The organism is Nocardioides aestuarii, from assembly GCF_039527245.1.
GTDB classification, from domain to species: domain Bacteria; phylum Actinomycetota; class Actinomycetes; order Propionibacteriales; family Nocardioidaceae; genus Nocardioides; species Nocardioides aestuarii.
Window position 1 is genome coordinate 3118691 of record NZ_BAAAJT010000002.1, and the last position, 24092, is coordinate 3142782.

Annotated in this window: 21 protein-coding genes; 15 read left to right on the forward strand and 6 right to left on the reverse strand. The window is 73.4% G+C overall.

The genetic code is table 11. The features are described from left to right. From ABD091_RS15655 to ABD091_RS15665, 3 genes are all read right to left on the reverse strand, one after another. Positions 1 to 1362, reverse strand: a 1362-nt coding sequence (locus ABD091_RS15655) for a YlbE family protein (protein WP_343920105.1), incomplete at its 3' end; no start/stop codon positions are given. Next, on the reverse strand, positions 1359 to 2768 hold the full coding sequence (locus tag ABD091_RS15660) for an AllF/FdrA family protein (RefSeq protein ID WP_343920107.1): 1410 nt from the start codon (positions 2766 to 2768) through the stop codon (positions 1359 to 1361). The genes ABD091_RS15655 and ABD091_RS15660, both read right to left, overlap by 4 nt. Next, entirely contained in the window at positions 2765 to 3523 is a 759-nt protein-coding gene (locus tag ABD091_RS15665) for an oxamate carbamoyltransferase subunit AllH family protein (RefSeq protein ID WP_343920109.1), read from the reverse strand. The genes ABD091_RS15660 and ABD091_RS15665 overlap by 4 nt, the downstream gene beginning before the upstream one ends. Positions 3524 to 3612: 89 nt before the next feature. Between ABD091_RS15665 and ABD091_RS15670 the strand changes: the two genes are divergently transcribed. The 11 genes from ABD091_RS15670 to ABD091_RS15720 all read left to right on the forward strand — a co-directional run bounded on the left by ABD091_RS15670 (position 3613) and on the right by ABD091_RS15720 (position 15093). Next, positions 3613 to 4875, forward strand: coding sequence for a PucR family transcriptional regulator (locus ABD091_RS15670; RefSeq protein WP_343920111.1), 1263 nt, complete (start codon positions 3613 to 3615; stop codon positions 4873 to 4875). A 49-nt stretch (positions 4876 to 4924) separates the two neighbouring features. After that, on the forward strand, positions 4925 to 5341 hold the full coding sequence (locus tag ABD091_RS15675; protein ID WP_343920113.1) for a hypothetical protein: 417 nt from the start codon (positions 4925 to 4927) through the stop codon (positions 5339 to 5341). Further along, positions 5338 to 5745, forward strand: coding sequence for a hypothetical protein (locus ABD091_RS15680; RefSeq protein ID WP_343920115.1), 408 nt, complete (start codon positions 5338 to 5340; stop codon positions 5743 to 5745). The genes ABD091_RS15675 and ABD091_RS15680 overlap by 4 nt, the downstream gene beginning before the upstream one ends. Before the next feature lie 145 nt (positions 5746 to 5890). Further along, the gene (locus ABD091_RS15685; protein WP_343920117.1) at positions 5891 to 7333 is read left to right on the forward strand and encodes a uracil-xanthine permease family protein; all 1443 of its coding nucleotides are present in this window, start codon (positions 5891 to 5893) and stop codon (positions 7331 to 7333) included. Between the two features lie 7 nt (positions 7334 to 7340). Continuing rightward, positions 7341 to 8165: an FAD binding domain-containing protein gene (locus ABD091_RS15690; protein WP_343920119.1), complete on the forward strand. Its 825-nt coding sequence runs from the start codon at positions 7341 to 7343 to the stop codon at positions 8163 to 8165. Then, on the forward strand, positions 8149 to 8631 hold the full coding sequence (locus tag ABD091_RS15695) for a (2Fe-2S)-binding protein (RefSeq protein WP_343920121.1): 483 nt from the start codon (positions 8149 to 8151) through the stop codon (positions 8629 to 8631). The genes ABD091_RS15690 and ABD091_RS15695 overlap by 17 nt, the downstream gene beginning before the upstream one ends. Then, on the forward strand, positions 8628 to 11018 hold the full coding sequence (cutA, locus tag ABD091_RS15700; protein WP_343920123.1) for an aerobic carbon-monoxide dehydrogenase large subunit: 2391 nt from the start codon (positions 8628 to 8630) through the stop codon (positions 11016 to 11018). Before ABD091_RS15695 ends, cutA begins: the two co-directional genes overlap by 4 nt. After that, positions 11015 to 11617: an SRPBCC family protein gene (locus ABD091_RS15705; RefSeq protein WP_343920125.1), complete on the forward strand. Its 603-nt coding sequence runs from the start codon at positions 11015 to 11017 to the stop codon at positions 11615 to 11617. The genes cutA and ABD091_RS15705 overlap by 4 nt, the downstream gene beginning before the upstream one ends. Before the next feature lie 42 nt (positions 11618 to 11659). After that, complete coding sequence (locus ABD091_RS15710) at positions 11660 to 13090, forward strand: amidase (RefSeq protein WP_343920127.1); 1431 nt, start codon at positions 11660 to 11662, stop codon at positions 13088 to 13090. Positions 13091 to 14067: 977 nt separating this feature from the next. Continuing rightward, a complete protein-coding gene (locus ABD091_RS15715) occupies positions 14068 to 14391 on the forward strand; it encodes a hypothetical protein (protein WP_343920129.1) in 324 nt (107 codons plus the stop codon). Between the two features lie 33 nt (positions 14392 to 14424). Next, positions 14425 to 15093: a lysophospholipid acyltransferase family protein gene (locus ABD091_RS15720; RefSeq protein WP_343920131.1), complete on the forward strand. Its 669-nt coding sequence runs from the start codon at positions 14425 to 14427 to the stop codon at positions 15091 to 15093. Here the strand turns inward: ABD091_RS15720 and ABD091_RS15725 are convergent. After that, on the reverse strand, positions 15066 to 15602 hold the full coding sequence (locus ABD091_RS15725; protein WP_343920133.1) for a 2'-5' RNA ligase family protein: 537 nt from the start codon (positions 15600 to 15602) through the stop codon (positions 15066 to 15068). The two genes, ABD091_RS15720 and ABD091_RS15725, sit on opposite strands and share 28 nt — an antisense overlap. A gap of 84 nt (positions 15603 to 15686) precedes the next feature. On the opposite strand from ABD091_RS15725, the gene ABD091_RS15730 reads away from it, so the two are divergent. Both ABD091_RS15730 and ABD091_RS15735 read left to right on the forward strand, forming a co-directional pair. Beyond that, positions 15687 to 17738: a hydantoinase/oxoprolinase family protein gene (locus ABD091_RS15730; protein WP_343920135.1), complete on the forward strand. Its 2052-nt coding sequence runs from the start codon at positions 15687 to 15689 to the stop codon at positions 17736 to 17738. Next, positions 17735 to 19645: a hydantoinase B/oxoprolinase family protein gene (locus ABD091_RS15735; protein WP_343920136.1), complete on the forward strand. Its 1911-nt coding sequence runs from the start codon at positions 17735 to 17737 to the stop codon at positions 19643 to 19645. The genes ABD091_RS15730 and ABD091_RS15735 overlap by 4 nt, the downstream gene beginning before the upstream one ends. An 86-nt stretch (positions 19646 to 19731) precedes the next feature. Here the strand turns inward: ABD091_RS15735 and ABD091_RS15740 are convergent, their stop codons facing one another. Both ABD091_RS15740 and ABD091_RS15745 read right to left on the reverse strand, forming a co-directional pair. Beyond that, positions 19732 to 20379, reverse strand: a complete 648-nt coding sequence (locus ABD091_RS15740) for a response regulator (RefSeq protein ID WP_343920138.1) — start codon at positions 20377 to 20379, stop codon at positions 19732 to 19734. Further along, entirely contained in the window at positions 20376 to 21335 is a 960-nt protein-coding gene (locus ABD091_RS15745; RefSeq protein WP_343920140.1) for a HAMP domain-containing sensor histidine kinase, read from the reverse strand. The genes ABD091_RS15740 and ABD091_RS15745 overlap by 4 nt, the downstream gene beginning before the upstream one ends. A gap of 229 nt (positions 21336 to 21564) precedes the next feature. On the opposite strand from ABD091_RS15745, the gene ABD091_RS15750 reads away from it, so the two are divergent. After that, positions 21565 to 23151, forward strand: a complete 1587-nt coding sequence (locus ABD091_RS15750) for a potassium/proton antiporter (protein WP_343920142.1) — start codon at positions 21565 to 21567, stop codon at positions 23149 to 23151. A gap of 43 nt (positions 23152 to 23194) precedes the next feature. Beyond that, a complete protein-coding gene (locus ABD091_RS15755) occupies positions 23195 to 24082 on the forward strand; it encodes a hypothetical protein (RefSeq protein WP_343920144.1) in 888 nt (295 codons plus the stop codon). The last annotated feature ends 10 nt before the right edge of the window (positions 24083 to 24092 follow it).

Genomic DNA, 24092 nt, shown 5'->3' on the forward strand with positions numbered 1-24092 from the left:
TCGGGCGAGGGCCTTCGGGAAGATGTCGGCGGGGGGAGTCACCAGGCCGGCCCCGACCTGTCCGGTGCCGGCGACGCGGCCGGCCATGCCGGTGTTGATCTGGGGCAGGATTCCGGTCCGGCACACCCGGGTGACGTCGATGCCGGTCGGGACACCCGCGAAGTCGAGGATCGGCACCGACCAGCGCGGGTTCTCGGCCAGGGTGATCTCTCGCATCCGCCGGGTCGTGGCGAGGGCGTCGGGGACGGAGCCGCCCACGAAGCGCACGATCGCGGGTGCGGTCGCCATGGCGAAGCCGCCGATGCCGGCGGTCTCGGTGATCGCGGAGTCGCCGATGTCCGGGTTGGCGTCGTCGGGGCCGTAGTCGCCGAGGTAGAGGCCGTCGGCGACCTGCGCCGGCCCGGTGAACCACTCGTCGCCGGTGCCGGCGACCTGGATCCCGAAGTCGGTGCCGTTGCGCGCCATCGCGACGACCATCGTCGACCCGTCGATGCCGCGCGCCGCGTCCAGCGCGAGCTTGCAGGCCGGCATGGCGAGGTTGAGGAAGAAGTGGTCGTTGCCGCCGACGAAGCGCAGCGCCTCGGCGACGTCGGTGGCGTCGAAGCCGCTGCTGACCATCGCCGGACCGAGGTCGCGCAGCAGCATCAGGGTGCCGGCCCGGTTGCGGTTGTGGGCCTCGTCGCCCATCTGGAGCATCTGGGTGAGGATGCCGGTGACGTCGACGGGGTCGCTCCCGCGCACCGCGGCCCGCAGCAGCGGGCCGAGCACGTCGCCCATCCAGCGCAGCCGCGCGACGACCTCGGGCCCGTAGGCGCCGTAGCGCAGCACCTTGCCGAGCCCCTCGTTGAGGGTGCAGTGCGTACGCCGCCCCGTGGCCCGGTCCTCGAGGACGAACATCCACATCGACGGCGTGACCACGCCCGCCATCGGACCGACGGCGTCGCGGTGGTGGCACGGCTCGAGGCTGACCGTCGACCCGTCCTCGAACAGCCGGACCGCGTCGTCGGGGTCGTCGACGAGCCCCTCGAGGACGGCCCCTCCCATCAGCGCGCCGCGCAGGGGGCCGGACGCCCGGTCCCACCCGATCGGCGGGCCGGCGTGGAGGAACTGGCCGGGCTCGAGCCCGAGCAGCTCGGCGGCGGGCGCGACGTCCACGAGGTGGGCGGTGACACCGAGGACGGCCTCGACGGCACGGGCGTTGGCCTCGCGCCGACGTGGGTCGGCCGCGACGGCGACGAGATCGGCTTCGGTGCCGGGCATCGGCGGCCGCCAGGAGACGCGCTCGACGTCGACGGCCTGGGCCTCGACGGCGTCGGCCAGCCGTTCGGCACCGACGGTGACGACGCGGTCGGGTGCGTTCATCGCGTGCCTCCGGCGAGCTCGAGCGCGCGGCGCGTGGCCGCGGCGTGGGAGAGGTGGACCTCGGCGCCCGCGGCCATCAGGGCCGCGACCTGGCGCTCCCGGTTCTGGGGGTCGTCGGCGGTGCCGACGACCGACATCACCACGGGCACCCGGACCCCGGCGAGCGCCTGGGCTAGCGCCGCCGCCGGGTCGGCCTCGGCACCGTGGCCGAGCACCACGTCGAGCAGCAGCGCCCCGGTGGTCGGGTCGGTGGCAGCGCGGTGGAGCTCCTCGAGCCGCAGGGTCGGGTCGATCATCGGGTGGGCGCGTCCCTGGGTGTAGTCGTCGTCGCCGAAGTCGGTGAAGGTGTGGCCCCCGCCGTCGCCGGCGGCGTCGGCGAGGAGCCGCGACTCCTGGCAGAGGGTGCCGCCCACGAAGAGCCCCCGCACGACGCCAGCTGGTCCCGGGACGGCACGTCCCGACACCGGCCACGCCGGCACGTCGTGCCCCAACCGGCGCAGCACGGCCTCGGCCGCAGCCGTCAGGTCCGGGCGACCGGTGCCGAGCAGGGCGAGCTCGAGGGGCGTCGACATGGTCGCCGCCAGGGCCTCCACCTCGGCGGCCACCGCCGGGTCGGGCGGCTTGGAGACGACCACGACCAGCTCGACGTCGTCGTCGACCTCGAGCCGCCGCATGGCCTCGAGCGTGGACAGCCCGCCCACCGCCGCGGACAGGTCGCGACCGCCGACGCCCAGCGCCGTACCGACTCCCACGCGGGCGTGGTCGAGCAGCGCCAGCAGCTGCTGGCACCCGGTGCCCGACGCGGCGACGATGCCGACGGGACCCGGCCGGGTCGCGTTGGCGAACCCGAGGCCGACCCCGCCGACCACGGCCGTGCCGCAGTCGGGGCCCATGACCAGCAGCCCCCGGTCGGTGGCCGTGCGCTTGAGCGCGACCTCCTGCTCGACGGGCACGTGGTCGCTGAAGACCATCACGTCGCAGCCCGCGTCGAGGGCGTCCATCGCCTCGACGAAGGCGCTCGCCCCCGGCACGGACACGAGCACGAGCCCGCGGCCCTCGTCGAGCGCCGTCGCGGTCGTACGCCGCGGCGCGCTAGCACCTTCCGGGCCGGACGGACCGCGGGCTGGTCGCAGGGCGGCGTCGACCGCGGCGAGCGCCGTCTCGAGATCGCCGTCCGGGGACAGGCGGACCGCGACCACCATGTCGTTGGTCGTGGTGCCGTCGGGCAGCGTGAAACCGAGCCCCTCGAGCACCTCGACGTTGAGCGGCGTCGCCATCGCGACCTGGGCGGTGACGACCCCGGCGACCCCCTGGACGTCGCGGCTGACCTGGAGCAGCGCGACGGAGTCGGCGTAGGCGCCGCGCCGGAGCTCGACGTGGTCGGTGGTCGGACGGGTGGTGGTCATGCGGCCTCCCGGAGCTGGTCGAGGGCGGCGCGGGAGCCGTGGAGCAGTCCCGAGCCGGAGGTGGCGCCGATGGCTGCGAGGGCCCGGGCGCGGGCGGGTTCGTCGTGGCCGCCGACGGCACGCAGCCAGTCGGCGTGCTCGGGGAGCGTCTCTCCGGCCAGGGCGCACTCGAGCAGGGTCGCGGAGAGTCGGGTGGTGCGCGACAGCAGGCGTCGGAGCTCGGCGTCGACCGCCGGGGTCGCGACGCCCAGCGCGCGCTGCGTGGCGAGCCATCCGCAGAGGAGGTCGTCGCCCAGGGGCGTGAGACCCTCGCCGCGGCCGACGAGTGCGGGGAGGCCGGTGGCGTCGTCGCGGCGGCGGGGGAGTGCAGCGACGAGCCCGGCAACCGTGGCCGGGGGGGTGGCCTGAACGGTGGCCGGGCCCGTCTTTGTGCTGCGGACGACCTCGTGACGAAGGGTGGGTACGTACGTCCCCACGACTCGTCCCACGGTCAGTGGCCGACTGCCGAGGTGAAGCGCCCCACCCACAACGTACGGGTCTGGACCACCGTTTGTCGAAACATGGAGGGCCAGATCTTTCAGCCGCGTCCGCAGTCCGCACGGCACCCGGACCGCACCGGCCGCCAGCACCCCGACGGCCTGACCGGCCACCTCGACGTAGATCGCGAGCGGGCCGGCGTGGAGCACCGGCACCGGCCCGTCGGGCGCGGTGCGCAGCAGGTCGCGCACGCGGGGCGGCGCCGCGACGGGGGTCATGCCTTCCGACGCTAGTGGCGTCTCGGTAGCCTCCGCGACGTGAGGTTGTGCCAACGATCGGTCCGATCCGTGACAGAAGGTGATGAGGGATGAGGCCCGACCAGCTCGATGCGGCCGCCGCGCTCGCCCGTGTCGACGCCCTCCACACGGCGCTGACCCACATCGTCCTCGACGGCGGCGACCTGGCCCGGATCGCCGAGGAGGTCGCCGGGGTGCTCGGTGCCGGCATCGCCGTGACGTCGAGCGACGGCCGGGAGCAGGCGTCCCACCTCGAGCCGGGCGACCGCGAGCTGCTGGCCGGCGCCGACCTCCTCGACCACACCGGCCGGGTCCGCGTCGAGCGCATCGGCGCCGACGGCACCCGGGTCGGCGGCGGCGAGGTCCGCGTGCTGCGGGTGGCGGCCGCCGGCACCGACCTCGCGCGGCTCGTCGGCGTACGCCGCGACGGCCCGCTCGGCGAGGACGACGTCCACGCCCTCGAGCGGGCGGCGACGGTGGCGGCGCTCCTGATCACGCGCGAGGAGTCGATCACTGCTGTCGAGAACAAGTACCAGGGCGACTTCCTGCGCGAGCTGTTCGCGCGCCGGGTCCGCGACGCGGCCTACGTCGAGGAGCACGCCACCGCCTTCGGCTGGCGCCTCGACCGCCCGGTCGTCGTCGTGTCGGCCGAGCTCGACACTGCCGACGAGGCGCTGCCCGCCGACCAGCGGCGCCGCCACCAGGGCCGCTTCTCGGCGGCGTGGCGACAGGTCACGCAGGGCCTCGGTCCGGGCGTGCCCTCGGTCGACTTCTCCTCCGAGGTCGTCACGCTGCTGCCGCTCGACACGACGGACGCGGACCCCGGCGAGCCCGCCGCCGCCGACGTCGTACGGCGCGTCGTGGCGGCCGTGGCCGGTGACCGGGGCGGTGGGCGACGGTCGTTCTCGGCCGGGGTGTCGCGGGTCGCGGCGACACTGGACGACCTCCCCGACTGCTATGCCCAGGCGCGTCGGGCGGTCGAGGTCGGCCGCCGCGTCTCGGGGGCGGGCTCCACGACCTTCTTCGACCAGCTCGGCCTCCACCGGCTGATCGCCCTCGTCCCCGACCCGGCCGAGCTGCGGTCGTTCGTCGACGACGTGCTCGGGCCGCTGGCGCTGCGCACGCCCGAGGCCGCGGACCTGCGGGAGACGCTGCAGGTCCTGCTCGACACCAACTTCAACGTGGCGGAAGCCGCGCGCCTGCAGTTCTTCCACTACAACACGATGCGCTACCGCGTCGGCAAGCTCGAGCGGCTGCTCGGGCCGCTCTCGTCCGACCCCCACCTGCGCCTCGACGTCGCGGTGGCGCTGCGGGTGCTCGAGATCGCCGGCTGAGCACCCGGCCTCACGCGCGACCCGGCCGGCCGCGACCAGACTGGCGGCCATGCGACTGCGCCCCTGGCTCCCGCTCCTGTCGGTCCTCGCCCAGGTCGGTCTCGCCCTGTTCGTGGCGCTCTGGATCGACCGCTCCGACCTGCCGCAGCCCGTCGGCTCCTGGGGCTACGCCTTCGGCGTGGTGGTGATCGCGCTCCTCTACCTCTCGCTGCCGGGGCTGCTGCTCCTCGGCTGCGCCCTGGCCGGCAGCTTCGCCCGGAGCGGCGACGCTGCGCGGACGGCCACGATCGTGGGTGCGGTGGTGGCGGCGCTCGTGGGGGTGGCTGGTCTCGTGCTGGGCGCTCCCGAGCTCCTCCGCGCCGACGGTGAGGCGGACCGGGTCTTCGCCACCGCGCTCCTGGTCACCAGCGTGGTCCCGCTGCTGCCGCTGCTGGTGGCCTTCCGGCGCGAGGAGGCCGCGACGTGAGCTGCTGGCGCCCGCTGCTGTCCGTGCTGGCGCAGGTCGCCGTGGTGGGGGTCGGCTGCGCGGTGGCCGACCACGGCGGCCTCGACGGGCCAGGCGGCTGGCCCTACCTCCTCGGCTTCGTCCTCCTCACCGTCTTCTACGCGTCGTGGCCGCTCGGGATCACGCTCCTGACCGGGATCGTCGCCGCGGTCGCCTCCGAGGAGGCGACGCTGCGGGGCGCCGTGGTGCTCGGGGCGGTCGTCGCGGGGGTGTCGGGAGCGCTCGGCGCCGCATTCGGCCTGGTCTGGCTCGTGGTCCCGCCGGCCCACGCCGCCGAGCTGGTCGTGGGCTCCTCGCTCCTGCTGGGCGGGGTCGTCGCTCTGGCGCCCGCGGTCACGCTGCTCCGCGCCCGGCGCAGGGCCTGAGACGACCTTCACGGGGTGCCCGTCACACCCCGCAACGTGTGCCAGCGCGACCGGCGTTCCTTCGGCACGTTCCGCCGTCGAGGGTGTGTCATGACCTCACTACGTTGAGTCCCCACGCGGGGGCCGGGTCAGCCATGGAGGAACGATGTCGATGTTCAAGTGGGACGTGGTGGATCCCGCGCCGGGCGAGGCGGTCGCACCGCACCAGCGCCTCGCGTGGGGCAAGACGGTGGGCCTCGGCGCCCAGCACGTCGTGGCGATGTTCGGGGCGACCTTCGTCTTCCCGCTGATCATGGGCCTCAACGCCAACCTCGCGATCATGATGAGCGGCATCGCGACGATCTGCTTCCTGCTGATCGTCAAGGGCCGGGTCCCCAGCTATCTCGGCACCTCCGCGTCGTTCGTCGGCGGCGCGTCCGCGATCTACGCCGCGGGCGGCGGCCCGGCCGACGTCACCGGCGCGATCCTCGTCTCCGGCGTCGTCCTGCTCGCCGTCGGCGTGGCGATCCACGTCGCCGGTCCGGGGTTCGTCAACGCCGTGCTGCCGCCGGTGGTCACCGGCGCGGTCGTGATGCTGATCGGCTTCAACCTCGCCCGCGTCGCCACCGGCATCTACATGCCGGCCGACCGCTGGGTGGCCCTGATCACGATGTTCGCGGTCATCCTGATGGCCGTCGGTCTGCGCGGCTTCCTCGGGCGGATCGCGATCTTCCTCGGCCTGGTCTTCGGCTTCGTGCTCTCGATCGTGTTCGACGCCATGGGCGTCGGCGGCGTCGAGGGCGACCGCGTCGACTGGACCAACGTCAAGGCGGCCGACTGGTTCGGCTTCCCGCCCCACACCGTCGACGGCCTGATCGGCAACCAGTCGCCCTTCGGCGGCGCCAACAACATGGCCGAGGTCGGCTGGCACCTGCCCAACCTCTCGGTCACCTTCACCCTCCTCGCCCTGCCGGCGGTGATCGCGCTGGTCGCGGAGAACATGGGCCACGTCAAGGCCGTCTCCGGCATGACCGGCCAGGACCTCGACCCGGTCATGGGCAAGGCGGTCGCCGCCGACGGCTTCGGCACGGCGCTCGCCTCGGCGGTGGGCGGTTCGCCCACGACGACCTACGCCGAGAACATCGGCGTCATGGCCGCGACCCGGGTCTACTCCACCGCGGCCTACTTCGTCGCCGCGATCGTCGCCATCCTCTTCGGCTTCGTGCCCAAGTTCGGGGCCCTGGTCGCGACCACGCCCTCGGGCGTGCTCGCCGGGATCACGCTCGTCCTCTACGGGATGATCGGACTGCTGGGCGCCAAGATCTGGGTCGAGAACCAGGTCAACTTCGCCAACCCGGTCAACCTCGTGCCCGTCGCGGCCGGCCTGACGATGGGCATCGGCCTCGCCGACAACGCCTTCTTCAACGTGACCGCCGACTTCCCGCTCGGCGGGATCGCGATGGGTACCGTGATCATCGTGCTCGGCTACCACCTCGCCAAGGCCGTCGCCCCGAGCGACGCCGAGGGCACGATGATGGCCGTCGGCCGCACCGGCGCCCACGCCGAGGACCAGGCGCCGGCCCCCGGTCGCCGGGCGAAGGAGGACTGAGGAGGGCGTGAAGCCAGCTCCCTTCCGCTACCGCCGGCCGGCGAGCCTCGAGGAGGCGCTGACGCTGCTGGCCGGCGAGCCGGGCGCGAAGGTGCTGGCCGGCGGCCAGAGCCTGGTCCCGCTGCTGAACATGCGGCTCGCGTCCCCGGAGACCCTGGTCGACCTCGGCGGTGTGCCGGGGCTCGACACGATCTCGGTCGACGAGGGGGGCGTCCGGGTCGGGGCGATGGTGCGCCACGCCGACCTGTTGGCCGACGCGGCGGTGGGGGCGGCCCAGCCGCTCATCCCGCTGGCGCTCTCCCACGTCGCGCACGCGACGATCCGCAACCTCGGCACCACCGTCGGCTCGATCGTCCATGCCGACGCCGCTGCGGAGATGCCGGCCGTGCTCTGCCTCCTGGGCGGGTCGGTCGAGGCGACGTCGGTGCGCGGCACCCGCACCGTCCCGGCCTCGCAGCTCTACGCCGGTCCGCTCGAGTCGACCCTGGCCGCCGACGAGGTCGCGACCTCCGCCTGGTTCCCCGCGCTGGGTGCGGGGGAGGGGGTCGGCTTCGCGGAGATCGCACGCCGCCACGGCGACTACGCGATGGTGGGCGTCGCCGCCCACGTCGCGCCGGACGCCGTACGCCTGGGCTACCTCTCGGTCGACGACACCCCGACCGTGGTCGACGTGACCGGCCGCGAGCCGGAGGCTGCCGAGGTCGCGCTCGCGCACCTCGATCCGGCCGACGACATCCACGCGACCGCCGACTACCGCGCCCACCTGGTCCGGGTCCTCACCGGCAGGGTCCTGGCGGCAGCGAAGGAGATGGCCCGTGACCGGACCGCCTGAGGAGACCCACGACGTCGTGCTCCACGTCAACGGCGCCGCCCACGCGGTGACCGTGCCGGGGCGGCGGCTGCTGTCCGACGCGCTGCGCCACGACTGCGGGCTGACCGGCACCCACGTCGGTTGCGAGCACGGCGTGTGTGGCGCCTGCACCGTCCTGGTCGACGGGCGCCCGGTGCGTTCCTGCCTGGTCCTGGCCGTCTCGGCCCAGGACGCCGAGATCACGACGGTCGAGGGTCTCGCCGCGTCCGACGGATCGCTGTCGCCGGTGCAGCAGGCCTTCAGCGACTGCCACGGCCTCCAGTGCGGCTTCTGCACCCCCGGCTTCCTCACGACCATCACCGCCGGGCTGCGCGACAACCCCGACCCGACCGAGGACGAGGCCCGCGAGATGGTCGCCGGCAACCTGTGCCGCTGCACCGGCTACCAGAACATCGTGAAGGCCGTGATGGAGGCGGCGCGGTCATGACGACGAAGCTGTTCGGGACGCCCGTCAGGCGCGTCGAGGACCAGCGGCTGGTCACCGGCCAGGGGCGGTACGCCGACGACGTGCTGGTCGGCCAGCGGGTCCTCCACGCCGCGGTGCTCCGCTCGCCCCACGCCCACGCGCGGATCCTCGACATCGACGTCAGCGGGGTGCTCGACGTCGAGGGCGTCCACCTCGTGTGGACCCACGACGACCTGGAGGGAGCGATGGCCGAGCCGCTGCCGCTCCTCATCCCGCACCCGGCCCTGCTCCACGGCCGCACCCAGCACGCGCTGGCGAAGGACGAGGTCAACCACGTCGGCGAGGCGATCGCCTTCGTCGTCGCCGAGGACCGCTACGTCGCCGAGGACGCGGTCGCCCGGATCCGGGTCGACTACGCGCTCCTCGAGCCCGTCGTCGGCATCGCGGCGTCCCGCGAGGCGCGCACGCTCGTCCACGACGACGTGCCCGGCAACGTCGGCGCCCGGCTCGAGCAGGAGAACGGTGACGCCCGGGCGGCGATCGCGGCCGCGCCCCACACGCTGAGCCTCGACCTCACCGTCGAGCGGTCGGCCTGCCAGCCGCTCGAGGGTCGCGGCACGGTCGCCCGCTGGGACCCCGACCTGGGGAGGATGACGGTGTGGACGTCGACCCAGACGGCGACCGGCGTCCGCGGCTGCATCGCCGCACGGCTCGGCCTCGACCTCGGCCAGGTCGACGTCATCACGCCGGACGTCGGCGGCGGCTTCGGGGTGAAGATCAACCATCCGTGGCCGGAGGAGCTGTTGGTACCGATGGCGGCCCGCATCCTCGGCACCCCCGTGAAGTTCACCGAGGACCGGCGCGAGCACTTCATCTCCTCGGCCCACGAGCGCGCCCAGGAGCACCACGTCGAGGTCGGGTTCGACGACGACGGCCGGGTGCTCGGGCTCGACGTGCAGTTCTGGCACGACCACGGCGCCTACACGCCGTACGGCCTGATCGTCCCGATCATCACCTCGACCCAGCTGCTCGGCCCCTACAAGCCGCAGAGCTATCGCGTGGTCTTCGAGAGCATCTACACCAACACCGTGATGGTCACGCCCTACCGCGGCGCCGGCCGGCCGCAGGGCTGCTTCGTCATGGAACGCACGATGGACGCGATCGCGGCCGCGCTCGGCAAGGACCGCACCGAGGTGCGTGCCGCCAACTTCATCCAGCCCGACGAGTTCCCGTTCGACCAGGGACTGGTCTTCCAGGACGGCCGTGAGCTCGAGTACGACTCCGGCGACTATCCCGCGATGCTCGAGAAGATCAAGGCGCTGGTCGGCTGGGACGAGTTCCCGGCCTTCCGTGAGGAGATGGCGCGCGAGGGCCGACAGGTCGGCCTCGGCCTCGCATGCTACGTCGAGGGCACCGGCGTCGGCCCCTACGAGGGCGCCCACGTCCACGTCGAGACCTCCGGGAAGGTCAAGGTCTCCACGGGCCTCACCACGCAGGGACAGGGCCACCAGACCGTCTTCGCCCAGATCGTCGCCGACGCGCTCGGCGTCCCCTTCGACCGCGTCGAGGTCACCACCGGTGACACCCGCCGGATGCCCTACGCCGTCGGCACGTTCGCCTCGCGCGCGGCGGTGATGAGCGGCTCGGCTGTCCACCTGGCAGCGCTGCGGGCACGCGAGAAGGCGCTGCGGATCGCGGCCGACGCGCTCGAGGCCGACGAGCACGACCTCGAGATCGTCGACGGCGTCGTCCGCGTCAAGGGGACCGAGTCCCAGATCGACCTCGGGACGGTCGCGGTCCTCTCCAACCCGCTGCGCTACGCCTTCGACGAGGCATCGAAGGCGGCCACCCAGTTCTCCGTCGGCGATCCCGGCCGGCCGCCGGTCGCCGAGGACGACGAGCCGGGCCTGGAGGGCAAGGACTTCTACAGCCCCGAGCGGTCGACGTTCGCCTCCGGCATGCACGCGGTCGTCGTCGAGACCGACCCGGTGACGGCCGAGATCACGATCCTGAAGTACGCCGTGGTCCACGACTGCGGCCACCTCATCAACCCGCTGATCGTCGAGGGCCAGATCCACGGCGGCGTCGCCCAGGGCGTCGGCGGTGCGCTCTACGAGCGGATGGTCTACGACGACGCAGGCCAGCTGCTCAACGCCTCCTTCATGGACTTCCTGATGCCCTACGTCACCGAGGTGCCCGCCGGGATCGACATCGACCACCTCGAGACGCCCTCGCCGCTCAACCCGCTGGGGATCAAGGGTGCAGGGGAGGCGGGCGTGATCCCGTCGGCGGCGGTCTTCGCGGCCGCCATCGAGGACGCGGAGGGCTTCCCGATCACCGCGATGCCGATCTCGCCGTCCGAGCTCTTCCACCTCCGCCAGTCCCACGCCACCGAGGAGTCCCCGTGAAGTTCACCGGCCAGCACACCCTCCACGCCCCGGTCGACCGCGTCTGGGAGGCCCTGCTCGACCCGGCCGTGCTGGTCCGCACGATCCCCGGCTGCGAGCGGCTGGAGGCAGTGGGGGAGAACGCCTACGCGATGACGGTGACCGCGGGGGTCGCGGCGATCAAGGGCACATACTCGGGATCGTGCACGCTGACCGACCTGGTGCCCCACGAGTCGCTGGTGATGCGGCTCGACGGCGCCGGCGCGCCCGGCACGATCGGCGCCACCGTGCCGGTGACGTTCTCGTCGTCGGGCGACGGCACGACCGTCAGCTATGACGCCGACGCCGTCGTCGGCGGCATGCTCGGCGGGGTGGGGCAGCGGATGCTGGCCTCGGTGTCCAAGCGGATGGCCGGCGAGTTCTTCGGCGGCATCGACGACGTCCTTGCCGGGGTGACGCCGGCGGGCGCGACCTTCACCGACCCCTCGGCGCCCGGGATGCCGGCCGTCTACACCGACGCCCGGCCCGGCCGGGTCGGCGGCGCGAACGACTTCTGGGTCGGCCTCGCCGTGGGCGCCGGGCTGGTCGCGCTCGGGGTGCTCGTCGGCCGTCGCCGTTGACCCCGTCGACCGGCTCAGGAACCTCCTGACAGGCTGTCGGCCATGAGTGTCACCGTCGAGTGGACCGCGCGCGGCATGGCCGACGCCGTACGCCGCCGCCAGATCTCCGCCCGCGAGCTGCTCGACCTCCACCTCGCCCGGATCGCCGAGCGCAACCCCGAGCTGACCGCGATCGTCTCGCTCGACGAGGAACGCGCGCGGGCCGGCGCCTGGGCGGCCGACGAGCACCTCGCGGCCGGCCACCCGGTCGGCCCGCTCCACGGCCTGCCGTTCGCGGTGAAGGACACCCACGACGTCGCCGGCTGGCGCACGACCTACGGCTCGCCGCTGTTCGCCGACCACGTCCCCGACCGGGACGACCTCGTCGTCGAGCGGATCCGCCGCGCGGGCGCGGTGCTCATGGGCAAGACCAACGTCCCCGAGTTCGCCGCCGGCTCCCACACCTTCAACCGGGTCTTCGGCACCACCCTCAACCCCGTCGACGCCACGCGCTCGGCCGGTGGTTCCAGCGGGGGAGCGGCGGCTGCGCTGGCCTCGGGCATGGTGCCGCTCGCGGAGGGGTCCGACATGGGCGGCAGCCTGCGCAACCCGGCGTCGTTCTGCGGGGTGGTCGGCATGCGGCCGTCGCTGGGGCGGGTGCCGACCTGGCCCGCCCCCAACCAGTGGGAGACGACGTCGGTGGCCGGCCCGATGGCGCGCACGGTCGGTGACGTCGCCCTGCTGCTGTCGGTGCTCGCCGGCCCGGACCCGCGCGTGCCGCTCGCGCTGGGTGACCCCGGCGACGCCTTCGCCCCGCCGGTGATCGGCTCGCTGCCGGGGCTGCGGGTCGGGTGGAGCGCCGACCTCGGGGGCCTGCTGCGGGTCGACCCGGCCGTGCGATCGGTCGTCGAGGACGCCGGGCGGCTGCTGGTGGGCGCGGGGGCGCAGGTCTACGACGACCACCCCGACCTGGCCCTGGGTGACGACACCTTCCGGACCCTGCGCGCCTGGCACTTCCAGGCGTCGTACGGAGACCTGCTGCGCGAGCACCCCGACGGGATCAAGCAGTCGCTGGCCGACAACATCCGGGCCGGCGAGTCGCTGACCGGCGCGGACGTGGCGGGGGCCTACTCCCAGCGCACGGCCCTGTCGGAGACGATGCGCCGGTTCTTCGAGCGCTACGACCTGTTGGTCCTGCCGACCTCCCAGGTCCCGCCCTTCCCGGCCGACCAGGAGTACCCCACCGAGGTCGACGGCGAGACGATGCCCGACTACCTCGCGTGGATGCGCTCGGGCTACCTGATCTCCGTCACCGGGTGTCCGGCGATCTCGGTGCCCGCCGGGCACACCCCCGAGGGGCTCCCGGTCGGCGTCCAGCTCGTGGCCGCGCACGGCCAGGACCGCCGGCTCCTCGAGATCGCTTCCGCCTTCGAGGAGGTCCGTCGACGGTCGGCGGTCCCTCCACAGGAGACGGCTGATGTTGTGGAGAACTGAGCCGGAGCGGGGGACAACTCGTCGCTCGCTGTGCACGACTCGCCGGAACTCGAAGTATGTGAAGAAAGATCGGCGAAACCCCTTGTGCGGCAGGGGCTCTGCGACATAGAACTCTCCTCACGTTCTCCCGCAAGGGGGAGCGGGATGGCTCGGAGACGAGGGTCCGTACGGCTGGAGCTGGTTCGCCCAGGGAAGGCCGCCACCGCCGGGTGATGAGGCGGAGGGGACCGGAGTCGAGGAGTGCATCGACCGGGAGCATCACCAGTACCGGTCACCGGCGGGACCGCGGGCCTTGGCTCGCGACCTGCCACCCGAAGGGCCCTTTCAGCTCATACCTGCGAGGGCCCTTCACCTATTTCTGGGCACGAGCCCCCGCAGCACCGCTGCGGGGGTGCGTCGCGTCTCGAGGGCGTCGGGCGTCCGGTGCCGGTGCCCGATCGGCCCTCGATGTCCAGACCACTTCTCCACAGCTTCTCCACCGCTCTGTGGAGAAACCGGTTCCGGCTGTGAGCAAGGCGTCCGGAGCTGTTGAGGACACGCCGGAAACCGCGGAACAGCCCCACCGGCTGCTCCGAACCCCTTGTGCGCCCGGTCCGACCGGGCGTAGAACTCTCCTCACGTCCTCCTGCGAGGGAGGACGGGATGACTCGGAGACGAGGGTCCACCAGGTCAGGAGCTGGTCCGCCAGGTCCGACCGTACTGCCCGGTGACGGGGCTGGTGGGGACCGGAGTCGAGGAGTGCATCGACCGGGGACGCGTCACCCGAGCCGGTCACCGGGGTGGATCGTCGGCCCAGTGCCTCGAGACTCCCCAAGCGGAAGGGTCCTTGCAGCTCATACCTGGAAGGGCCCTTCCGTCATTTGTCGCCGAGTCGCGGACGTGTGACCGTCCGGTCGCGGATGTGGGGCACGCGACGGTCACAGACCCGCGATCGGACGGTCACGGACGCGCGACTCGACCTCCCGTAGCGTCGTGGCATGGCCAGCCCCCTGACCGACGTCCTCGACCGCGAGCTGCTCGCCGCCCGCAAGGCGGGTGACCGGGCCGCGACCTCCGCGCTGCGTACGGCGCTCGCCGCGCTGAGCAACGCCGAGGCGGTCCCACCCGAGGACCTGCCCGAGGGGACGGTCGAGGCCGATCGGCGCCTCGTCGAGGAGGCCGAGCAGCGGGGCCTGCTGCTCGCCGAGGTGGACGACCTCCAGGCTGCCGCGGCGGCCTACGAGGAGGTCGACCCCGACCGCGCGGCCGACGCCCGCGCGGGGGCCGCGGTGCTCGAGAGGGTGCTCGCCGAGACGGCCTGACCGTCCCGGACGACCGGGCGGCATGATGGGCGCATGCTCTACGAGGTCGTGCACTCGGTCGTGCCTCCCGTCGCCAAGGTGGTGTGGCGACCCCGGGTGACCGGGCTGGAGCGGGTGCCGTCGACCGGCCCCGTGATCCTCGCGAGCAACCACCTCTCCTTCATCGACAGCGTCGTGATCCCGATCGTGGTGCCGCGCAAGGTCGTCTTCCTCGCGAAGTCCGACTACTTCGACAGCCCCGGCGTGAAGGGTGCGCTGAGCAAGGCGTGGTTCGAGGGACTCGGCATGCTGCCCGTCGACCGTGACGACACCAAGGCAGCGATCGCCAGCCTCGACACCGCGCTGGAGGTGCTCGGCCGCGGGGAGGCGTTCGGCATCTATCCCGAGGGCACCCGCTCGCGCGACGGCCGGCTCTACCGCGGCCGGACGGGCGTCGGACACCTGGCGCTGACGGCCGGCTGCCCGGTCGTGCCCGTCGGACTCACCGGCACCCAGGACATCCAGCCCGTCGGCTCCCGGCTGCCGCGCCTCGCCTCGGTGTCGGTCACCTTCGGCGAGCCGCTCCGCTTCGAGGGTCGCTTCGACGGCGTGCCGGCCGGCCGCGCCCGCCGCGAGATCACCGACGAGATCATGGCCGCGATCGGTGCGCTGACCGGTCAGGAGCCGGCCGGCGTCTACAACGAGCGACCCGTCGACGCCTGATCGACGACCCACGCCTGCCGGCGGTCCTGGTCCCAGCGCCGCAGCCGGAGCGCCGTGGCGGCGTACGGCGGGGTCGTGGCGAGCAGCGCGAGGACCTGGGGGAGCTGGTCGTCGCGGACACCGCGCGCGATCGAGAGGTGCGGCACCCACCGACCCGGCACGGTCAGGGGCGATCCACCGCCTCCGACGGCCGCGCCGACCGCCTCGTGGAACTCCAGCAACGTCCGGTCGACCACGACCTGCCGGGCCACGACCCAGCGTCGGCGGCTGTGGAACAGTACGACGCTGCCGACCCACAGCTCCAGTGGCAGCCGGTCGGGGAGGGGAAGCAGGCGCTCCTCGGCCGCCGCCTCCATCGCGTCGCGGACGTGGAGCGTGACGTGGGGTGCGTTGGTCTCCCCGGTGTGGTCGGCCAGGCTCGGCAGGCCCGCGTCCCGCAGCGCGGCCCACTCCGCCCGCACCCGGTCGTCCGAGGTGCGGTCGAGGGTCAGCTCCACCGCCTGCACCATGCAGCACATCCTGCCAACCGACCCCCGTCCGCTGGGCAGGATGTGCCGTGGCCGGTCCCGGCGCTCGCCGATTGACTGGGCGCCATGACCCAGCGGATCCGGATCGGCATCGACACCGGCGGCACCTTCACCGACGTCGTCGCCGTCGACGAGGCCACCGGCGACGTCGTCACGACCAAGACCCCGTCGACGCCGGCGAACCCGGCCGACGGCTTCCTGGCCGGCATCGAGAAGGTGCTGGGCCTGCTGGGAGACGGGGGCGACGCGATCGCGGCGGTCAGCCACGGCACGACGGTCGCCACCAACCAGCTGCTCGAGGGCAAGGTCGACCGGCTCGGGTTCGTCACCAACACCGGCTACGAGGCCATGCTCGAGATCGCGCGCCAGTCGGTGCCCGACGGCTACGGCAACAGCTACTTCTGGGTGAAGCCCGACCGGATCGTGCCGCGCGACCTCGTCCGTGGGGTCGAGGGACGGCTCGACGTCACCGGCGCGGAGGTGCGTCCCTTCGACGAGGAGGGCGCGCGTGCCACGGCCCGCTGGTTCCGCGACCGCGGCGTCACCACGCTGGGCGTCTGCTTCCTCCACGCCTACACCAACCCCGCCCACGAGGAGCGGATGCGGACGATCCTGCTCGAGGAGCACCCCGACGCGGTCGTGTCGATCAGCAGCGAGGTGCTGCGCGAGTACCGCGAGTACGAGCGCGCGATGACGACCCTCGTCGACGCGGCCGTGAAGCCCCGGCTCTCGGCGTACGTCTCGAACATCACCGAGCGGCTGCGGGCCTACGACGACCGTGAGATCCCCTTCTACGTCATGAAGTCCAACGGGGGCGTGCTCAGCGGGGTCGAGGTGGTGCACCAGCCGATCACCACCGTGCTCTCCGGCCCGGCCGCGGGGGCGCTCGGCGCCGCGCTGATCGCGAAGGTCGCCGGGTTCGACAAGGTGCTGACCAGCGACGGCGGGGGTACGTCGACCGACGTCAGCGTGGTGGTCGACGGCGAGCCGACGCTGACCACCGAGGGATCGGTCGGCGCGTTCCCGAGCAAGATCCCGATGATCGACGTCGTCACCGTGGGGGCGGGCGGCGGCTCCATCGCCCACGTCTCCCCGGAGGGGACGCTGAAGGTCGGACCGCAGTCGGCGGGTGCCGACCCCGGTCCGCTCTGCTACGGCAAGGGGGGTCGCGACGTCACCATCACCGACGCCCACGTGGTGCTCGGGAGGATCCCGCCCCACCTGCTCGGCGGTGAGATCCCGCTCGACGTGGCGGCCGCCCGCGCCGGGGTCGAGGAGCTGGCCGAGCGGCTGGGGCTGTCGCCCGAGGCGGCGGCTGTCGGTGTCCTGGAGATCTCCGCGTGGAACCAGGCCAACGCGTTGCGCCAGGTCACGGTCAAGCGCGGGCTCGACGTCCGCGACTTCACGCTCACGACGTTCGGCGGCTCCGGCTCGCTGCTGCTCTGTCGCCTGATGGACGTGCTCGGAATCCCGACGGTGCTGGTGCCGCCGGACCCCGGCAACGTCTCGGCGTTCGGCCTGCTCACCGTCGACGTCAAGAACGACTACGTCCAGACCCACGTCGTGCTGGACGACCAGCTCGACGCCGACGAGGTCGAGCGGATCTACGACGACCTCGAGGCCCGGGCGGCCGCGGCGCTGGCCACCGAGGGCTTCTCTCCGGAGCAGCACCGGTTCGTGCGGACGGCGGACGTGCGCTACTTCGGGCAGGCCTTCGAGGTGCGGGTCCCGGTCGACGACCTGGGCAGCGTGGCCGCCACCTTCCACGCCGAGCACCGCGCGCTCTACGGCTACGACTTCGCCACCGACCCCTCCCAGCAGGTCGAGTGGGTCAACCTGCGGGTCTCCGGGATCGGCCCGATCCAGCGCCCCGAGATCCGACGCTCGGACGTCGCCGGGGGAGCGGTGGAGGAGCGCAGCCGGCGCGGCGTCTGCTTCGAGCCCGCCGACGGCCACGTCGACACCCCGGTCCACTGGCGACCCGACCTCGACCCGGGCGCGGTCGTCGTGGGGCCGGCGATCATCGAGGAGTTCGGCTCGACCGTGCCGCTCCACCCCGGCTTCACCGCCCGGGTCGACGCCTTCCGCAACCTGATCGTGACGAGGAGCGAGTCATGAGCCGTCGCGTGGCGACCCAGTTCCCCTACGGACCGCTGACCGCCGACGAGGGCGCGGGTGCCGACCCGGTCCTCACCGAGATCGTGCAGGGCACGCTGGCCAGCGTCGAGATGGAGGTCGAGACCGCCATCGCGCGCACCAGCCGCAGCCCGATGATCCGCGACGCCCACGACTTCCGCGCCGGCATCCACGACCGGCTGCTGCGCAAGCTCACCGGCCGGTCCTACTCCGCGCTCGTCCACCCGATCGCCCGCGACTTCCCGATCGGGGAGATGCGGGAGGGCGACGTCTTCTTCCACAACGACGTCTACCGGTCCGAGGGCGGCATCGGCCACCTGCCCGACCTCTGCGTGACGGTGCCGGTCTTGTCGGGCGGGCGGGTGGTCGCCTTCGTGCAGGCCTTCGGCCACCACGACGACATCGGCGGCGCCGTACCCGGGTCGATGCCGAGCCAGGCGACCAGCGTCTTCGAGGAGGGACTGATGGTCCCGCCCATCAAGCTCTGGGACGCCGGGGTGCCCAACCGTGGCGCGCTGGCGATCATGACCCGCAACTCCCGCATGCCCGAGTCGCTGGCCGCCGACCTCGACGCCGAGTGCTCGGCCTGCCTGATGGGTGCGCGCCGGCTCGGGGAGATGTTCGACCGCTACGGCGTCGAGGCCGTCGAGGAGTGCTTCGACGCGATCCTCGCCCGCACCACCGAGACCTACCGTCGCGAGATCCTCTCGAAGATCCCGGTCGGGTCGTGGACGTGGGAGGACTACGCCGAGCACGACGGCGTCGACGAGCCCCGGCTCCACGCCCAGCGCATCACGCTCACTCGTACGGCGCCCGACGACCCGGACGGCGAGCGGCTGGTCCTCGACTTCGACGGCACCGGCCCGCAGGCCAAGGGACCGATCAACCACTGCGGCGACTACTCCGACGGGGTCTTCCTGAAGAAGTGGCTGGCGCCGATCCTGCGCAACCTCGCCGACACCCCGGAGCGGATGGCCGAGCTCGACGTCAACGAGGGCGTCGTGCCGCTCATCGAGATGCGCTTCCCGGAGCCGGGGACGCTGCTGACCCCGGTCTTCCCGGCGCCCACCAACGCCCGCACCTTCGTGATCCTGCGGCTCCTCGGCGTGCTCGCGGGCGTGGTCGCCAAGGCGGTTGACGGGAGGATGCCGGCCGACCAGGAGACGATCCGCTACACCGGGGTCTACGGCGAGGACGCTGAGGGCCGCTCCTACCTGATGCGCGAGGTGCTCGGCGGCGGCTCCGGCGGCCGCTGGTACGCCGACGGCGAGGACACCATCCACGTGGTCCCCGACTCGCGCAACCTGCCGACCGAGTTCACCGAGTCCCGCTTCCCGTTCCTCGTCGAGTCGCTGTCGCTTGCCGTCGACTCCGGCGGCGCGGGGGAGCACCGTGGCGGCCTGGGCTACGAGAAGCAGATCCGGATGCTGCGCGACGCGCACTTCATGTCGATCGCCGACCGCTCGATCCTGGCCTGCTGGGGCGTGCGCGGCGGTCGTGCCGGCCGGCCGTTCCAGGTCACGGTCGACCCCGGTGGGCCCCACGAGCGCGAGGTCGACGCGCTCGCCGACGCCGAGCCCGTGAAGGCGGGCGAGGTGATCCGTATCCGGACGACGGGCGGCGGCGGCTGGGGCGACCCGCTCGGCCGCGACCCGGCGCTCGTCGTCCGTGACGTGGTCTGGCACAAGGTCTCGCGGGAGGCGGCGCTCGCCGACTACGGCGTCGTGCTCACCGGCAGTGTCGACGACGACTCGCTGGGACACGACGCGGCCGCCACCGAGGCCGAGCGTGCCTCGCGACCCGCGCCCGACGACGTGTTCTTCGACCGTGGGCCGGGCTACGCAGCCCTCGCCGGCGGCGCGGCGTACGCCGACGTCGACCGCTTGTAACGCCGGGTTAGGGACTGTTTCACCCAGGGCATACCCCAGTGGAAGAGGTCATAACCCGGCGTTACAAGCCGCCGGACGCCCTGCGCTCAGGGCTCGATCAGGCCGGCGCGGATGGCGTAGCGGGTCAGCTGGGTGCGATCGCGCATGCCGAGCCTGGCGAGGATGTTCTCGCGGTGGCGCTCGACCGTGCGGACACTGATCGTCAGCGCCTCGGCGATCTCGCGGGAGGAGTGGCCCTCGGCGACCAGCTTGAGCACCTCGTCCTCCCGCTCGGTCAGCACCGTGTCCGGCACACGCTCCCCGCGGCGGAGCCGGTCGAGGTAGTCACGGGCCAGCGCGCCCATCGCTCCGGGGTAGACGAACGCCTCGCCGCGCATCGCGGCTCGGACCGCGCCGACCAGGTCCTGGTCGGCGACCGACTTGAGGACGTAGCCGCACGCGCCTGCCTTGAGGGCGGCGAAGAAGTACTGCTCGTTGTCGTGCATCGAGAGCATCAGCATCCGCGGCGCCTCCCGCCGTCGCCCGATCTCGCGTGCGGCCTGCAGCCCCGTCATCCGCGGCATCGCGATGTCGAGGACGACGAGGTCCACCTCGGTGTCGCGCAGCCTCTCGACGGCAGCCGCCCCGTCGTCGGCCTCGGCGACGACCTGGAGGTCCGGCTCGGCCTCGAGGATGAGGCGTACGCCGCGCCGCACCAGCACGTGGTCGTCGGCCAGCAGGATCCGGGTCGTCACGACGCCGACCCCAGGGGGAGCTCCAGCCGCACCGTGGTCCCGCGAGGACCGGGCTCGACCCGGACCCGCGCACCGACGAGCGACGCCCGCTCACGCATGCCGAGCAGGCCGGCGCCCGGGACGATCGGGCCGGCGTCGCGGCCGTCGTCGGCGACCTCGAGGACGACGGCGTCTCCGACCCGGGCCAACGAGAGCCGCAGCTCGGTGGCGCGCGCGTGGCGGGCGGCGTTCGTCAGCGCCTCCTGCGCGACCCGGTAGACGACGAGCTCGCGCTCGGGCCCGAGCTCCGGCAGCCCGGGGGAGACCGTGCGCCGGACCGGGAGGCCGGCGTGGACGGCGAGGTCGGAGCACATCGCGGCGAGCGCGCTCGCCAGCCCGAGGTCGTCGAGCACGCCCGGGCGCAGCTCCCGGGCCACCCGGCGTACGTCGTCGAGGCTGCTGCGTGCGCTGTCGCGGAGCAGGGCGACCTCCTCGGCGACGTCGTCCGGGACGCGCCGCTGGAGCTGGCTGAGCCCCAGCAGCACCACCGTGAGGTCCTGGCCGACCTGGTCGTGGAGCTCCTGGGCGATCCGGTGCCGCTCGGACTCCTGCGCCGCGACGGCCCGCGCGGTGCTCGCGCTGCGCTCGGCGTCGAGCCGGTCGAGCATCGCGTTGTAGCTGGTCACCAGCCGTCCCCCCGGCCCCTCGCCGAGCTCGGGCAGCCGGTCGCCGGTGTGCAGGTGGTCGACCGACTGCATCTCGTGGACGACCCGGTCGACCGGACGGAGGCTCGCCCGTAGCAGCACGGCGTTGGTCGTGAGCATCACCGCGAGGCCGCCGAGCAGCACGATCCACTCGCGCGGCAGCACCGGGGCCGACACCCGGGCGGGAGACAGCGCGAGGGTCACGGTGGCGACGAGGAACACCAGGCCGTTGATGAGGAAGACCTGCCAGTAGAGGGGGAGCCGCGCGAGCACCCGACCAGCGTCGCCCACGGCCGGTGACGTGTCACGCCGGCGGGGACCCGGGGAACCGCAGATGGGGACTGCTCCCCATGGGCCGGGAGTGGGCGCCCGGCCAGACTGGAGGTGCCGGTCGGCAGGGAGGGAGGGCGGCAGTGAGAGGGCCGCTGCACGGTGGTGCGTCCGGTGGCCCGGACGTCGCCCTTCCTGCCCTGCCCACCGGCGCCAGCGACGGGGGCAGGTCGTGACCCCCGGAGACCTGCCCCTCGTCGTGCTCGCCGTGGCCGCGGTGCTGCTGGTCGCCGTCGGCGCCGTCCGGGTCGCGGCCCGCGCCGGGCTCCCGAGCCTGCTGCTCTACCTGGCCATCGGCCTCGCCCTCGGCGAGGGCGGCCTCGGCCTGCCGTTCGACGACGCCGACCTCACCCAGGTGCTCGGCACCCTCGCGCTCGCGGTCATCCTGGTCGAGGGCGGACTGACCACCCGCTGGTCGGCCGTGCGACCGGTGGCTCCGCTCGCCGTCGTGCTCGCGACGGTCGGGGTGCTGGTCAGCGTCACGGTCACGAGCGCGCTGGTGTACGTCGTGCTCGACGTCGACCTGCGCACGGCGATCGTGCTCGGGGCCGTCGCGTCGTCGACCGATGCCGCCGCCGTCTTCTCCGTCCTGCGGTCGGTGCCGGTCCGCGGCCGGCTGCGGTCGGTGGTCGAGGCGGAGTCCGGCTTCAACGACCCGCCCGTCATCATCCTGGTCACGGTCGTCACGTCGGACGCGTGGGGGAGCGGCGGCGCGCTCGCCATTGCGGGGCAGGTCGGCTACCAGCTGGTGGCCGGTGTGGTGCTGGGGCTGGTCGTCGCCCGCGGCGGTGTGCTCCTGCTCGCGCGGAGCGCCCTGCCGGCCTCGGGTCTCGCCCCGCTCGCGACCCTGGCCATCGCGTTCGGTGCATTCGCCGTGGCCGGCGTGGCGGGAGCGAGCGGGCTGATGGCGATCTACGTCGCGGGACTGGTCCTCGGCAACGCCCGGCTGCCCCACCGCTCCACGACCGACAGCTTCGTGGAGGGACTCACCTGGCTCGCCCAGATCGGCCTCTTCGTGCTGCTCGGCCTGCTCGCCAGCCCCGACCGGCTGCTCGCGGCGCTGCCCACCGCGCTGGTCGTCGGGATCGCGCTGACCCTGGTCGCGCGACCGGTCTCGGTCGCGGTGTGCGCGACCCCGTTCCGCGTCCCGTGGCGAGACCAGGCCTTCATCAGCTGGGCCGGGCTGCGCGGCGCGGTCCCGATCGTGCTGGCCACCATCCCCATGAGCGTCGGCCTGCCCGGGGCCGAACGGGTCTTCGACGTCGTCTTCCTGCTCGTCGTGCTCTTCACGCTGCTCCAGGGTCCGACGCTTCCCGCGGTCGCCCGGTGGACCGGGGCGGACGTCGACGCGGCCACCCGCGACGTCGTGCTCGACTCCGCGCCGCTGGACGACCTCGACGCCGTGCTGCTCCGCTTCGACGTCCCGCCCGGCTCCCGCCTGGCCGGGGTGGAGGTCCAGGAGCTGCGGCTGCCCGAGGGGGCGGTGGTCACGCTCCTGCTGCGCGACGGCACCCTGTCGGTGCCGACGCCGGCGACCGCGCTGCGTGCGGGGGACCATGCCCTCGTGGCCACGGTCCGGTGCCACCAGGGCGAGGTCGAGCGACGGCTGCGCGAGGTGGGCCGTGGCGGCCGGCTGGCACGCTGGCACGCCGCGGGCGGGACCCCTCCGGACGTGGATGGCGCCGGAGATTCCCCCCGAACCTCCGGCGCCGTGACCCAATCTAGGCAACACTCGTTCACACACGGGACCACCGAATGAGTTAACGGCGGTGGGGGCCGCCTGGTCCTGGGGGGAATGGGAGATGACCGAGCAGGATGGCGCCTCCGCGTTCGCGGAGGCCTTCGACAGCGCGGTGCGCGCGCGCGGCGTGAGCCTGACCTGGCTGCACCGCCGACTGACCGAGCTGGCGACGCCGGTGAGCGTGGCGACCCTGAGCTACTGGCGGTCGGGACGCAGCGAGCCGGAGCGCAAGACCTCGCTGGCGGCGGTGGCGGTGCTCGAGGAGGTGCTCGGCCTCGACGGGTCGTCGTTGTCGCGCCACCTGCGCCCCGTACGCCGCCCGGGGCCACCGGGCAGGGCCGTGCCGATCGAGGACCTGACCGCCGACCCCGACGCCACGCGGCGGGCGCTGGGCGCCCTGGGGTTCGAGACCGCCCACGACGAGCTCGTCGAGTACGCCGTGATGCTGACCCTCGACCACGACGAGACCGGCCGGGCGACCCGCATGACCGTGCTGACGCGCTACCGGGCCCTGGTGGAGGGCGCACGCCGGCTCGCCACCGTCGTCACCCTCGACCACCGCGACGACGGTCCGCCGGTCTTCGAGCCGAAGGGCGGCGTCGAGGTCGGGCGCTCGGTCGTGGACGACGACCAGCTGCTCACGGTCGCCGAGCTGCTGCTGGAGCGTCCGGTCGAGCGCGGGGGCGACGCCTTCGGCCACTACGACGTCGTGCTCTCCCCGTCGGAGCGGCGCGACGGCAGCCTGGCCTACTACGCGCCGCGCCGCGTGGGGCAGTCGATCCTGTGGGCCCGGTTCCACCCGGACGCCGTGCCGCGCTCGTTCGAGGCCTTCGAGGTCGTCGACGGGGAGGAGCTGAGCGAACCGGTCGACATCGGCGGCGGTCGCTCGCTGCACCGCGTCGCGAGCCAGTTCGGCCCGGGCACCGTCGGCGTCCGCTGGACCTGGTAGCCGCTGGCAA